This window comes from Leptospira wolffii serovar Khorat str. Khorat-H2, assembly GCF_000306115.2.
Classification (GTDB): domain Bacteria; phylum Spirochaetota; class Leptospiria; order Leptospirales; family Leptospiraceae; genus Leptospira_B; species Leptospira_B wolffii.
In genome coordinates this window covers 104,280-118,155 of sequence record NZ_AKWX02000012.1, presented here as the reverse complement: position 1 = coordinate 118,155, position 13,876 = coordinate 104,280, and the positions used below count along the sequence as shown (strand labels likewise).

Sequence of the window (13,876 nt, the reverse complement as noted above, 5' to 3'; positions counted from 1 at the left end):
CGATTATTCCATACCGAGTTGGCGCATTTGATATTGGAGTTTTCCCCGGGAGATTTTCAGTAGCCTGGCCGCTTCCGATTTGTTTCCCTTGCATTGCTGGAGCGCCGTTTCTATGAGTCTTCTGGAATACATGGAAACTAAAGGTTCGAAGCCTGCCACATAAGACCCGTTCGAAACCGAAAGCTCCGAAACCGCCCTGGAATTCCTGGCCTCCGACATTTCCGCAGGTAGGTCGGAAATCCCGATCGTCTCTCCTTTTAAGTCGGCCAGGGTTCGAATGATACAATTTTCCAATTCTCGAATATTTCCGGACCAAGCGAAATCCAGAAAGAGATCCATAACGTCCTCGCCGATCGTCGGCTTAGGGATCTCCATCTGTTTGGCATAATGTTCCACGAATCGATTCGCCAAGAACGGAATATCGGACCGTCTTTCCCTAAGCGGAGGAATGCTTATCTCGAAAACGTTGATCCGATAATATAAGTCCTCTCTGAAAGTTCCCTTTGCGACCATCTCCCTAAGATTTCTATGAGTGGCGAATATGGTCCTACACTCGGCGCTTAATTCCGTTCTGCCCCCGACTTGCTTGTATTTTCTCTCCTGCAAAAGACGCAATATCTTGGGTTGGATCTCCAAAGGCATCTCTCCGACCTCGTCGAAAAATAGGGTTCCTCCTTTAGCTTCCGCTACGAGCCCCGCATAATCGGATTTCGCATCCGTAAAGGCCCCCCTTACGTGTCCGAAGATCTGGCTTTCCCAAAGATTAGAAGGAACGGCGGCGCAATTGATGGGAACGAACGGGGAATCTTGTCCTCTACCCAGTTCATGAAGCAATGCCGCGATGATTTCCTTTCCCGTTCCGGTCTCTCCCGTAACCAATACCGGTTGCTCCCTAGAGGCGATCCTCTCCACTCTATCCACTACCGCCTGCATGCTTCTACTCGCATATATTAAGGTTTTATTGGATAGAATCTTCTCCTGTGGGACAGCGTCGTAAATGGAATCCCTTTCCAGTATCGTCCTTTCCAGATTGGAAGTGTATTGTTGGAGTTCCTGCCTCGCTTCTCGGATGGAGCGGACCATCGCATTAAAGGCTTGGGTGAGAAGTCCGATCTCGTCCTTATTGCGGACGTCGATCTGCACGGCCAATTCTCCTCCTTCTACACGATCCAAGCCCAGTAAAAGATCGGATAAGGGACCGAGAATAGAGATCCTCATAAAGATTAGAAATCCTGCAACCAATACGAAAAGCCCTAGTAGAAGTCTCAAGGCCCAATCCCGGGCGTAGGAATGCACGAAACTCCTATAGGACTCGTAAGCGAATACCGCCTCCCGATTCCGATCCGCATTCTTGTAGATAAGTATCGGTTTTCCGGTCGGATCTATAGCGTAGATCCGTTCTCCTACCGCCAAAGACGGAGAATCGGGATGCATTATGATATTCCGATTCTCCTTTCCCTCGAATATCCGCACTCCCGCAGGAAGAATATTCCCTCTTTCGTATCCCGCCAAAAGGGAAATACTCGAGCTATCGTATTCGTTTTCTATGGCTCGACTTAAACCCTCTGACATAACCTGAGTTACCGAAAGAGCCATAGCGAGGATGATCGTGAGAATACGAACCGTGAGGGAAGTCTCATGTCCTCCATAACTCACGAAGAAAATATGAAAAACGAAAAATCCTGTGATCACGGAAAGTGCGAGCGCGTTAACGAAGACTTCCGCGCTTACCTGTCCGAGTCGGAATAGATTCAAATAAACGATAGGAACCAGAAAATTCAGGAAGAAAGATCCTAGTATCCCTACGAGTGCGATTCTCTTCTGCCCCTTATTTCTCAGAATCTGGATAATCGCGACCCCGAATATGCTTAACGCGAGAAGAAGGGAATAAACCGCTACTACTCTTCCGGGAAGGACCGAGGTAAGATCCCAATATTGTCCGTTGAATCGGAACGTTCGAACGGCATCTCTCGTCTCCCAAACGAACCAAACCGATATTAGGCAACTAATCCCGAGTAGAATTCGAAAAATCTTTCCGGAAAATTTAGGCACTAATTCGGAAGGAAATTTTAAGAAAAAACCTAAGAAGAAAACAGCCGCCACAACAGCCGCAGTCACCGTTATCCATCTATGCAAGGCTCCCGTAGATCCCAGTTCGACCGAAGCGTAAACGCAACCCAAATATAGAAATACCAAGCATACGAAAGAGAACATGAGCTCCCTTACTCCTGAGATTCTATTTCTAACTCCCAGACAATAAACGACTCCGAGCAAACATAAGAGGACTGCGATCAAAAACGAAAGGGTCAGAAACTGTAAGTACATGCAGGAAAAGAGGAGTTTAAAAGACCATTCTAGGAAAGAAGGTCAAGCAGCATTTCGCTTTCGAGAGCGGCAGTGCCTTGCCGCTCTCCCATATCCGAGAATCAAAGTCTTGCTTTCCCGCCAAAGTAGGAATCCAGTCTTTCTTTGATATTCTCCCTTATATCCAAGTAGAATAAACCGTAATCGGAGATATGATAATTCTTCTTATTCCCTCTTTTCGACTCGTAATCGGGATTGGAAGGAAGGTCCACCCAAAGCATTTCACCTTCGCATTTCGTTTTGACATAGTTTCGATCGATCTGTGAAAATCCGATACCTACCCCGCCCTTATGGGATTTTTTTTCGGTTTCGCCGCTACCGGGAGTCCAACTCACCGGACTTACGCAGACACCGCCCGCATATCTTTCCGGTGGAAGCGCAAAGTCGGTCAATTGAGAACCCCATTTTTTCGAATTCCAACTGATATAGCATCCCGTGTCCTTGGAGTCCTTACAAACTTTAAGTCGAACGAAATCGGAAGGGTGAATCGCCCAACCCGGAAGATAAGCGGCTACGAAATTCGGTACCTTCTTTTTATCTAAATGCTCCTTCAAAACGGAAACGAGCATCATCGAACCTTGGCTATGGCCTGCGACGAAGAAGGGTCGTCCCTGATTATAATGTTTTATATAATAATCGAAGGCGTGAAGAACGTCCTTTCTAGCGATCTCGAAAGCCTTATCCCCGTTTCCCGAATCGTCGATAAAAGAATACAACGCCGCTTGTCTATATCTAGGCGCGTAAACCCTCGCAGACCCGTTGAAAACCGAGGCTTGCATTTTTAAAGGAGAAAGGCCGTAAACGATTAAGCTATTTTTAGCGTCGGCGTTCCAAGTCTCAGCCTTTATGAACGTGGTCGGATGTACGAAGAATACGTCCGCCTTGGCTCGACTCTGTTCGTCTTGGAATTCGGGAAGATTAGGAATTTCGTCCGGTTCGTCCTTCGAATTCGGAAGGGCCGCCCAATATTCCGGCTTGGAATAATCGGGAGCGGTCGGAAGCGTTTCCTCTTGGAAATCTCCGGCGGGGCGAATCCAATACAGAAACAAGGTCGTGCATTCAGAAAACGCAAATCCGAAGAATAGTAAAAAGGAATATAAAGAAAGTCTCATGCGATTCGTATCTCCTTTTCCCGAAAAATTACGCGTTTGCGCCGGGAAAGTTCGCAATACTAAGAGCAATAACCGTGCCGTTCTCGAAATTTCAAATCGATGTAGAATCGCCTCGGAATGCCCGTAAACCGCGATTTCATGCGAATGAAATCGATTGATTTCAATCACATACCGGAATTGATCGATTGAAATCGAGCGATGCGACATCGATAAAACTCCGTTCTTCGAATCCATACCGAATTTTGCATCCTATTCATAAAACAATCGTTACATAAAATCGAAATTCTCTTCGGCACGGGATTTGCTTTAGAAACCCCATACCGATTCGAAACCATCGAATCGGGGAGGAAAAAATGTTGAAGAGAATCATAATGCTCGCGCCTCTTTTGATCGCCGGGTTCCTATTCGTGGGAGCGGGAGAAGCGGAAGCGGCTCGCTGTAAAACGACGGGACTCTTAATCAAGACGACCAGTTGCTCTTACTCGAGCAAAAAGATAGAAGCAAGAACCGGGATCTTTAGAGACGTTAGATACCAGGTACCGGAAGGAACTCCCCCGGCCGGAGGATGGCCCGTAGTGATTATGTACCAAGGGTCCTTCTTTACGGTTCAGTTCTCTAGAACCCAAGGAGAACCTTTCGGAGGATACTACGAGGTTAAGGTCATCGAGAAAATGCTGGATAATGGATTCGCGGTTATCGCTCCGGACGCGGGCCTGGATCTTTTCTGGGAAACGAATCTACCGACAATCTACGAGCTGACTGCGGATTATATCTTTCTGAATAATCTCTTTGCCGCGATACGTAACGGAGCTTTCGGCCCCATCAATCCGAATAAGAAATTCGCGACTGGAATTTCCAGCGGAGGTTACAATACGAGTCGCATGGCGGTATCCTTCCAGGGAGAATTCAAAGCTTTGGCGATACAATCCGGTTCCTATGCCACCTGCAGCGGACCTTTATGTATCGTTCCGACTCTTCCTTCCAATCACCCGCCGACGTTTTTTATGCATGGGTTTTTGGACGCCGTGGTTCCTTGGTGGACGATGGACTTATATTACGATAAGCTAAGATCCCAGGGAATTCCGACGGATCGATATACGGATTATCTTGCCGGACATGAATGGGTCTCCGCTTCGGCCGGAAAAATCTACGCCTGGTTCAACCAATACCGTTAGTTCACATTCTCTATTTCCCGACGAGCGATCGTCGGGACTTTTTACTTCGGAAGTATCACATGAACACATTTCCAAAAAGAAGTCTCTCCGTCCTTATCTCTCTCTCGATCGGCCTATTTTTAATCTGCACAATCTTGCTATTTCAAGATCCAAGAGTCGGAATGGAAAGCGGAGAAGAATCCAAATCCTTTTCGAACTTCCCGCAAATCTTCCGAGAAGAAAGTTCCGATTCGCTTCCGACTTCAAGCGCCCCGAGTGAAGGCGAATCTACTAATTTCGGCTTATTCACTTCGGCAGCAACTTTACTTTCCGACCTAAGACAGAATGTATTCTTTGCGGAAGAAGATTCCGCACTTCAAGCAAAGGCCTTTCATGAGACTATAGAATACTTGGAGGGAAAAGAAAGCCTCTTAGGCCTGGACCCCTTCGAAAGGGAAGAACTCGTCCGATTGCAGTTGCGAAAAAAAAAGGATCTCAAAGAGATCCTCAGCGGCACGTACGAAAAGTTTAAGGACGAACTTACTGTGGAACGAAGAAAGGAGTTCCTATCCGAATTGCAATCCTTAGATCATTCGATCCAAGTTCTGTCGCAAGAGTCCCAAAAAAAATAATTTCTCTTAAGCTTTTCAGGTCGACCGACGGTCGACCTTTTTACTTTTCAAATCCAAATGAACTTCTCTAGAATGTGGCGGTAAACACCGGTCCTATAGCCCAAGAACGGTTGAAGCTGAATAGGATCTCAGGCTCCGCATAGGAGTAATTCGCCATGATACCCATATTCGGATGTAGGAACACCAACAAGGTCGCGGAGACGTTCCAAGCCCCCTGGCTAAAGTTCCTACGCGCATTCACGGTCAGACTGATGAATTTCTTGTAATCCATGAAGAAGACCGCTCCGACACTCCTTGCCTGTCTGGAAACCTGGGTCATAGAATCCACGTTGCTTACGGAACCTACTCCCTGATAGTACCAAGCGTCCAGAATCCCGTTCGGATCGGCGGGGTATCCGTTCACATTATTCTGCACGGTTCCCGCAGTGGTGCGAACGTTGATATGATATTCGTTCCCCGCGTATTGGAAATAGGGAGTGACGTACCAACTCTGGATCGGAAGCTTAATACGGAGCCCCGCCTTTCCCACGTCCGAGCTATAACCGTCGTCGGCATCGATAGTCGCAAAAGATTCGTACAATCCATTCCCTACAGTAGTTCCCACAACGTTACGAGCCTTATAGTATGCACCGAAGGCCGCGTATCCGACTCCGATCATGGGCTGAACGTACTTACTGATATTCATATAGTAGTCCAGGTTAGTCGAGTAGACGTTTCCTCCCGCGTTACCTTCGGCGGTATTCACTCCGATAGGAGGATTCCTAAGGGGACCGAAATTGACATCCACTCTAGCGTAAGTGGCCTGGAAGACCAGAGAGTCGCTAAGTAACATGAACTGAAAACCTTTTTGGGGTCCGATGCCCTCCAGTCCCAAGTCCATGGATCCGTTCTGAGTGAGTCCGCTCACTCTTCCTAAGGAAGGCATCTCTTTTTGGCCGGTGTTTGGATTCGTGTAACTGAAGGGAAGTTTGGTTTGCAATTGCAGATCGAACTGACCCGCGAAGGCTCCCAACATCACTCTCCATTTATCCTTGGGTTTTCGGTCGGCGGACTGTCCATCGTCGTCCGCGTATATGGGTAGCGTCGACGCGGAAAGCACGAGTAAGATCGTTACTAATCCACTCAGATTCCTTTTCCATCCGTATCGCATTGAAATTCTCCTCGCTTTTCTTTACGAAATTTTTTCCGAGAATCGAATTCGGCTCCCGGGGTTCTTTTCCTATTAAGCAGGTTCCGTGCCAGGAGAATTTCGGATCGGAAATGCGGAAGAACCGCTTAGAAAAGGAGAAGAGGAAAGATTTCTTATCGATCGATTGAAATCAATCGACCGTTCTTCGACATACTGACTGAAACCAATCAGTTTTAGAAAGTCTTCCGACTCCTCCCTAAGAGAAAACGGCGAATCCTCGGAGATTCGGAAGGATACTCGGGCTCATTCCATAAAATTTCCTTTGGCACGTTTCCTGCTATATACCTTCGGGGAACTTTATGAGCTTGCAGCTGACTTTCTTTTCTTACGGGTCTTGGATCGTTTGTATTTTTACGGCGGTCCTATCCGCGTTTTTATTCTGGATCAAGAATCGTTCCCGTTCCAGTACCTATCTCGCCTCGGCCTTTCTATTCTTATCCTTACACGCTTTCGCATTCGTAGTCGCGTATAGCGTCGTAAGTCCATTAGCCGCTTATCATCGATGGTTGATTCTTTTCGTAGTGCCGGCTTTCACATGCATGGGGCAATTCTTCTTTTATTATCCGCAAGAAACGGAAGGAAGATTTCCTCAATTTTACTTTTTCTTCCAGATCCTTGTCTGGCTTACCTTCTCTCTTTATTACGTGGGTTCGACTCTAGGACAAAGACCGATCTTCGACTTCTCGGAACAGATCTGGACGTTTCCCGTTGCGAAAGAGAATAAAATATTAGGGGTCATCGTCGTCCTTTATTCCTCTCTTATGATTTTTTCCGGAGTGTGGAGAGCCTGGAAGGTAAGAAAAGAGAGGAATTACGTAACGGCACTCTTTGTGATCTTTTTCATTCTGCTAATTTTTCCGCCTGTCGTTGCAAATGCGATGAGCAGGGCAGGACTCATTTCCAGAGCCGCATTCCTGACCACCTACACCTTCTTTCTGATACCCGGTAGTTTCATCGTACTCGTCCTTTATATCAATACGACTCTGGATAAGACCCGGTTTCTGAATCGAATCACGGGAATCTGTCTCGGGACTTTTCTATTGATCCTTTACTGGATCGCTTTAGCGACGATAGGAAGACAGGAAGAAACTTTCGATCTGGCTAAATTACGGGAAGCCGAGAATTCGATTCGAACTCATTCGATCTCAAAAGACGTTTTATACGTCTCCGAGTTTCATAAAGAGGAAAAGAATAAGACACCTATCGGATCTAGAATACGAAACGACGGAAATAAGGAATTTCCTAGGCAAACTCTCATTAGTTCTCAAACCTTTTTTCCGGAGAACGTAGAGAGATTTTTCGTTTCTTCGGAATCGGATTCTTCCCTTGCGGTTTCCTACCGTTTCTTTCTAGGGGATAAGGAATATGAATTAGGATATCCTTATGGAGAATATAGAAAGTTTCTACACGAAGCGATTCTACCTCATTTCCTTATACTAACAATCACCGTTTTCGTGGTACTTTTGGGATTCCGTTTATTCTTCAAAGGAACGATATGGAATCCTCTTAAGAATCTTTTGGAAGGAATCGATCGGGTCAACGAAGGGGACTTAGGCACACAAATCCAGGTAAGGATCCGGGATGAGATAGGATTCCTTACGGATTCGTTCAACGGGATGGTAAGCTCAATTCGCGAGGCGAGAACCGCTCTCTCGGTATATGCTGATACCTTGGAGGACCAAGTAAAGGATCGAACCTCCCGGTTGACCAAGCTTTTGGAGCAGCAACAAGGGGATTATTTTCTTACCTCTCTTTTACTCAAACCATTCGGGATAGATCGTCTACGAAACGGAAACGTTTTCGTGGAATCCTTTATCCGTCAGAAAAAGAGATTCGTCTTTAAAGAGCAAAGCCATGAGATCGGAGGGGATATCTCGATGGCGACTAGCGTGAAAATCGGCGGAGCCGACTGCACTGTATTCATCAATGCCGATGCGATGGGTAAGTCCATTCAAGGCGCAGGAGGTGCCATCGTTTTAGGGTCCGTATTCGGTTCCATTCTGAATCGAACCAAACTATTCGAGGAAAAAGCGGGAGAAATCACTCCTCACAGATGGCTGAAAGCCGCCTTTTTGGAACTTTCGAAAGTCTTCGAGATGTTCGAAGGAAGCATGCTCATCACCGCGGTCTTAGGCGTCATCGAAGAGGCTACGGGCAAAACCTTTCTCATCAATGCGGAGCATCCGGTCCCTATACTTTATAGAAACGGAAAAGCGAGCCTCATTCCCACGAGGCATTATTTCAATCGGATAGGATTACCTTTCGATCATGTGGGAACTTTTACTATCCAATCCTTCCAACTCAAACCGGGGGATTGCCTTATCCTCGGTTCGGATGGAAAAGACGATCTCATCGTCGGCCGATGGGAAGACGGATCCAAGAAGATCAACGAGAACCAGGAAGCGTTTTTATCCAGAATAGAAGCCGCAGAAGGGGACCTTGATCGGATTTATCGCAATCTGGAGGAATATCTCACGGACGATATATCCATTCTGAAAATCGAATATTCTTCGAGAACACAAGCCGACCCGGTAAACGGAAGAAAGCCTCAGTATTCCGCAAATGAAAGGAATTAAAAACAACAAGGAGAGAAAAATGCAAAGTGGATTTCTTTTGGAGACGGTTCTCCCGATTTCACTATTTATCATCATGTTCGGAATGGGCCTGTCCCTTACCGGAAAGGATTTTGCCAGAGTGGCCCTGTTCCCTAAGGCAGTAATCGCGGGGTTGCTGGCCCAGATTCTGCTCTTACCGGTTTTAGGTTTTATAGTCGCGACTATGTTTCGGTTGGAACCTTTATTGGCAGTCGGCCTAATGGTGCTTTCCTGCTGTCCTTCGGGACCCACTTCGAACATGTATTCGTATCTGTTCAAGGGAGACGTGGCTCTCTCCGTGACTCTCACCGCTCTCATCAGCGTGATCAAACCGTTTACACTCCCCTTCCTCACCTATTACTCCATGGTATACTTCATGGGAGAAGGAAAAACGATCGAACTTCCCATTTTCAAAACCATCGTACAACTATTCGTGATCACGGTATTGCCCGTGGGAATCGGCATGCTCGTGAAACGTTATGCTTCGAATTTCGCCGAAAAATGCGAGAAACCCGTAAAACTATTTTCCATGATCATACTTTTCGCCATCATCGCGGGCCTAGTCCGCCAGAACTGGGATAAGATGTTGGGATTCTTCGCACAAAGCGGAGCGGCGGCTCTTACCATGAACTGCATTTGTATCAGCCTAGGCTTCCTACTCGGAATGCTTTTACGCTTAAGTAAGACCCAAGCCGTCACGATCGCATTCGAGCTGGGAATCCAAAACGGAACCACGGCCTTACTCGTAACCGGGACGATACTGGCGACTCCCACTATGACGGTCGTTCCGATTACTTATAGTCTGTTGATGTTTCTTACCGCGCTGATTTTCGGGCTATTCGTTCTAAAGGGTAGGAATTCACGCAGAGAACGAGCTTCGTTAGAAGGGGTGAGTTGAGTAGAATCCGCAAGCGTTAGGGATCGTAGGGGCGTCAGTCCGCAAAAGCGGACGAGCGCGCATGCGCGAGCCCCGAAGAGCCCGACCCGTCTTTGAAAAAGACGGGGAACGCCCGAGTCCCTCCTCATAAGAAACCCGAACGGAAATATATTAAGAGAATATTATGATAAGAACACAAATACAATTACCGGACGAATTATACGATAAGGCTAAGCGTTTGGCGGAAGCGAAAGAAATATCCCTAGCGGAATTGACGAGAAGAGGTTTGGAATATCTTATTCATTCCTATCCGGAAGCTACATCCGTCCATCGCGACTGGGAGATCCCCGAATCCAAACCCTTGGGCTGGAAAGGCCTGTCCCATGAGGAAATCCGGAACGAGGCTCTGAGACAGGAAGAGGCGGCAATCGTATGATTTCCTTCGATGCAAATTTACTACTTTACGCAAGCGTAAAGGACTCTCCTTGGAATCGAGCCGCTTCGGACTTTCTCAAGGACCTATCCCTTAGATCGGATGTGGTTCTTTCCGAATTGGTGCTTATGGAATTTTATTCGGGACTCAGAAATCCGGAAATCTTAAGGGAGCCTTTGTCCTCGGAAGACGCCGCGGATTTGATAGGCGCTTACAGAAAGCATCCCAGATGGAGAATCGCCGGTTTTCCCGAAAAAAGTAAGGAATTGCACGATTCGATTTGGAGAGAGGCGGGAAGACCGGGAGTTTCCGTAACGGGAGTTTTGGATGCAAGACTAGTATTCACCCTTTTACATCACGGTGTGAAAAGGTTCGCCACGGTTCATACGGACAGATTCCCTATATACGGCTTCGAAAAAGTCTGGAATCCGCTGGAAGGATAAAAAGACCCCGAAGAAGTTTTCTTCTCCGGGGTTGCCGTTTTTCGAATATTCGAAAAGGATTAACCTTCGAATCTCTCGATCAGCATCGCTCCGGCGATTCCGCCGTGAGCACAAGCGGTGATAACCACTTTCTTAGCTTTGGAGTCTTCTTGGAGATCCATGATCGCGTTCTCGACCAGGCGGATTCCGGTTGCTCCGAACGGGTGTCCGATTGCGATGGATCCTCCGTTAGGATTGATTTTTTTCTCGTCGAACTTTTGCTCCCATTTCCAGCCGGTATCTTTTTCGATTTGGACTAGCGCCGCGACTGCGGTAGCCGCGAAAGCCTCGTGAATTTCTACGTAATCCACGTCTTCGATTTTCACTCCGGTGTCGGCAAGCAATCCTTCAGTAGCGTAAGCTTGTCCGATTCCCATCAGGTTAGGATCCACACCTTTCATTTTCCATCCGGAAAGAACGGCTTCGATTTTCAAACCGAGAGCTTTCGCTTTTTCTACGGTGGTTAGAATCACACCTGCGGCTCCATCGGAACGAGGGCTCGCATTAAAGATGGAAACGGTCGGACCGTGGGATTTTTCCAGATACTTAGCGTATTTGGTTTTGAACTCGTCGAATTTCATTTGAGGGTTGTCGAACAACAAAATCGCTCTTCCCATGCGGCTTGGATTTTCGACCAGTCCTTCGCGAAGTCCTACCGCTTCATCGATGGTCAGTTCGGTTCCGTCCTCGTCTTTCATTGGAATAATAAAAGGAGCATATCTACCTTGTTTAGAAGCTTCTAATGCTCTTTTGAAGGATTCGAAAGCCAGTTTGTCGGTGATCTCGCGGGAAAGCTCGTAGTTCTGAGCTAGAATTTCCGCAGTTACCTGCATTCCGTAGGAAGTCTCTCCGTCTCCGAGTCCGTCTTCCAGAGTGTCTCTCAATTCCACTCCTTCGGGAAGATTGTCTGGAAGAAGTTTTTTCAGTTTATCCAGAGATCCCGCTTTCTTGTTCAAACGTGCGTTTTTCACGACGAAAGGCATGGAAGTTTGGGATTCTTCTCCGATCACCAGGTAAAGTTCTCCTTCTCCCAGGATGATACGACGAGCGGCTTCTGAAAGCGCTTCGATACCGGATACGCAGTTATTGGATACGGTGATCGAAGGAACTTCGTCGCGAAGTCCGATCAGGTTTGCGATTACTCTCGCGGAATTAGGTGCATTGGAGAAACCTTCTCCAACTACGATTCCGTCGATTTGGTCCTTCTTAACTCCGCTTTTTGCGAGGATATCTTCGGCAACTATACGACCTAAGTGGTGGCCGGGATAGGGTCCCAAAGCTTTCGCAATCTGAGCGAAGGGCGTTCTTCTTGGCGTACAAATCGCCAATTTTTTATCGAGTTTCATTGTCTTTCTCCAGACCTTTATTTGGTTCGTTCATCAAAATATTATAATATTTCATTTTTGCCCATCCTTGGTCGCTTTTTCCGGAAACTCCGTGACCTTGGAGAACACTTTTAACAATTCCCCTCCCGGCTTCTTGGGCCGAGCTTTTCCTACGGACACAACCAGTAGATCGTCCATGGATTCCGCGAGGATCTCACCCGATTCGGAGTCGCTGATCTCTTGTCTCATTCTACTCCAAATCTTATCGAAGCTATGGATCCAAGTCTGTATTTTGGCCTTTCTTCCGGCCACAAGAGGCTTGTGATATCTGATCTTGCCGCCCATGTAGAAGAGGGTCGTATCCATCGCGACCAGATCTTCCAGGGTCAATCCGCAGGCGGCCGTAAAATTCCAACGACCTTCTTCCAAAATTCTCCAATAATGGGAAGGATTGTACTCTCCGAACGGGTTTCTTTCGCAATAAAACAGGTCTCTCTCAGCCGAAGCACGATCGCAGGTTCCGGAGAAATCGGGAACCGTTTCGTAGGAGGAAATAAGTTCTTGGGTAGAGGCGTTAGCCGGGACTAGTTGTAAAGGATTTCCTTCTTTTTCGATCCTGGCCAGAGTGCGAATTTCTGCCGCGGTCTTTCCGCTGGGATCCACGACTTCCTGGGAAAAGGATAGGATTCCGTCCTCTCCGATCTGAAAATCGGTCCGAACAGAGAGAGGAGTATTCTCCATTTGTTGGGCTAAGAACCGGATATCGGCCCCGAGGGTGCGCAATCGAACGGACTCATCGATCATTCTTTTCCAGGAATAACCGGCCTCGTCTAGAACGCGGTATCTATCCCCTAGGCAGGCGTCCTCGTAGGTCCTACTAGTGGTATGCCTTTGCGTATCTAGATCCGAAAATCTGGTTCGTACTTGGTCTTTTTCCGTAACCGCCATTTTCAACCGTCCTGACACTAGCTTAGACCCCTGGGAAATCGGAGCAATAAAAAAATACAGAACGTTCGTTCTGGTTTTTTATACGCTAAACCCAAATTCTATTGACGAAACGGGGTTTTAAGGCTCATACTGGAAAAACGACGTAAGAAGTTCATGACCGCTCAGAGAAAAAAAAGGGACTCCGGAGCCAGCGTCCGGGAAAGAATTTTAGACACAGCCACGGAACTTTTCTATAAACAGGGCTTTTCCAATACCGGGATGAGACAGATTATCCAGGAATCCGGCTCGGTAGCGGCCAGTCTTTACGATCATTTTCCTTCCAAAAAAGAGTTAGGCATCGCCTACCTCGCCAAGCAGGAAGAAAAGACGCTTTCCGACCTGGCTTCCCTCATGGAAAGATACCCCGAAGTCCAGGAGTTCCTAAGAGCCTGGGTAATCCTGAAAGAAAGGCAAATTCGACATTTCGAATTTTTCGGAGATCCGTTTGCCGGATTTGCAAGCCAAGTTATGGATTCCGATCCGGAGTATACGGAATTTCTAAAGGGAATCGCCGACAAATGGATCAAGATGATCCGGGATTATTTGAGCAGGGCCGTAGCGTCCGGTCAACTCTCCAGGAGCATGGACATTCATTATATCGCTCGCAGGGTTTTAATGGCTTATCACGGTTCCATCACTCTTTGGAGAATGACCAAGGATCTGCGCTATATTCGGGAAATGGAAGACAGCCTCAGGGAAATCTTCGAGGAATATACGATTAAGTAGG

At 47.2% G+C, this 13,876-nt stretch carries 12 protein-coding genes; 7 read left to right on the top strand and 5 right to left on the bottom strand.

The window, feature by feature from the left end; translation table 11 throughout:
* Window positions 1-3 precede the first annotated feature (3 nt).
* Entirely contained in the window at window positions 4-2,325 is a 2,322-nt protein-coding gene (locus LEP1GSC061_RS09615; RefSeq protein ID WP_040508388.1) for a sigma-54-dependent Fis family transcriptional regulator, read from the bottom strand.
* A 101-nt stretch (window positions 2,326-2,426) separates the two neighbouring features.
* Window positions 2,427-3,476 (bottom strand): DUF3089 domain-containing protein, encoded by a 1,050-nt coding sequence (locus LEP1GSC061_RS09610; protein WP_040508473.1) that lies wholly within the window; start codon window positions 3,474-3,476, stop codon window positions 2,427-2,429.
* Between the two features lie 353 nt (window positions 3,477-3,829).
* Between LEP1GSC061_RS09610 and LEP1GSC061_RS09605 the strand changes: the two genes are divergently transcribed.
* Together LEP1GSC061_RS09605 and LEP1GSC061_RS09600 are read left to right on the top strand one after the other, a co-directional pair.
* Window positions 3,830-4,651 (top strand): extracellular medium-chain-length polyhydroxyalkanoate depolymerase, encoded by an 822-nt coding sequence (locus LEP1GSC061_RS09605; RefSeq protein ID WP_040508386.1) that lies wholly within the window; start codon window positions 3,830-3,832, stop codon window positions 4,649-4,651.
* Between the two features lie 59 nt (window positions 4,652-4,710).
* Complete coding sequence (locus LEP1GSC061_RS09600) at window positions 4,711-5,262, top strand: hypothetical protein (protein WP_016545277.1); 552 nt, start codon at window positions 4,711-4,713, stop codon at window positions 5,260-5,262.
* A gap of 67 nt (window positions 5,263-5,329) precedes the next feature.
* On the opposite strand, the gene LEP1GSC061_RS09595 is transcribed toward LEP1GSC061_RS09600, so the two are convergent.
* Window positions 5,330-6,412 carry a hypothetical protein gene (locus LEP1GSC061_RS09595; RefSeq protein WP_040508384.1) on the bottom strand — a complete coding sequence of 361 codons (1,083 nt, stop codon included), beginning with the start codon at window positions 6,410-6,412 and terminating at the stop codon, window positions 5,330-5,332.
* Window positions 6,413-6,750: 338 nt separating this feature from the next.
* On the opposite strand from LEP1GSC061_RS09595, the gene LEP1GSC061_RS09590 reads away from it, so the two are divergent.
* The 4 genes from LEP1GSC061_RS09590 to LEP1GSC061_RS09575 all read left to right on the top strand — a co-directional run bounded on the left by LEP1GSC061_RS09590 (window position 6,751) and on the right by LEP1GSC061_RS09575 (window position 10,798).
* Complete coding sequence (locus LEP1GSC061_RS09590) at window positions 6,751-9,027, top strand: SpoIIE family protein phosphatase (protein ID WP_016545342.1); 2,277 nt, start codon at window positions 6,751-6,753, stop codon at window positions 9,025-9,027.
* Window positions 9,028-9,046: 19 nt separating this feature from the next.
* Entirely contained in the window at window positions 9,047-9,943 is an 897-nt protein-coding gene (locus tag LEP1GSC061_RS09585; protein WP_016545410.1) for a bile acid:sodium symporter family protein, read from the top strand.
* A 163-nt stretch (window positions 9,944-10,106) separates the two neighbouring features.
* Entirely contained in the window at window positions 10,107-10,358 is a 252-nt protein-coding gene (locus LEP1GSC061_RS09580) for a hypothetical protein (protein ID WP_016545192.1), read from the top strand.
* Window positions 10,355-10,798, top strand: coding sequence for a PIN domain-containing protein (locus LEP1GSC061_RS09575; RefSeq protein WP_016545255.1), 444 nt, complete (start codon window positions 10,355-10,357; stop codon window positions 10,796-10,798). The genes LEP1GSC061_RS09580 and LEP1GSC061_RS09575 overlap by 4 nt, the downstream gene beginning before the upstream one ends.
* 59 nt (window positions 10,799-10,857) lie before the next feature.
* On the opposite strand, the gene LEP1GSC061_RS09570 is transcribed toward LEP1GSC061_RS09575, so the two are convergent.
* Both LEP1GSC061_RS09570 and LEP1GSC061_RS09565 read right to left on the bottom strand, forming a co-directional pair.
* Window positions 10,858-12,183 carry a thiolase family protein gene (locus LEP1GSC061_RS09570; protein WP_016545374.1) on the bottom strand — a complete coding sequence of 442 codons (1,326 nt, stop codon included), beginning with the start codon at window positions 12,181-12,183 and terminating at the stop codon, window positions 10,858-10,860.
* Between the two features lie 51 nt (window positions 12,184-12,234).
* Window positions 12,235-13,110: a thioesterase family protein gene (locus LEP1GSC061_RS09565; RefSeq protein ID WP_016545418.1), complete on the bottom strand. Its 876-nt coding sequence runs from the start codon at window positions 13,108-13,110 to the stop codon at window positions 12,235-12,237.
* A 153-nt stretch (window positions 13,111-13,263) separates the two neighbouring features.
* Here LEP1GSC061_RS09565 and LEP1GSC061_RS09560 point away from each other — a divergent pair, with 153 nt between their 5' ends.
* Window positions 13,264-13,875 carry a TetR/AcrR family transcriptional regulator gene (locus LEP1GSC061_RS09560; protein ID WP_016545195.1) on the top strand — a complete coding sequence of 204 codons (612 nt, stop codon included), beginning with the start codon at window positions 13,264-13,266 and terminating at the stop codon, window positions 13,873-13,875.
* Window position 13,876: the final 1 nt, after the last annotated feature.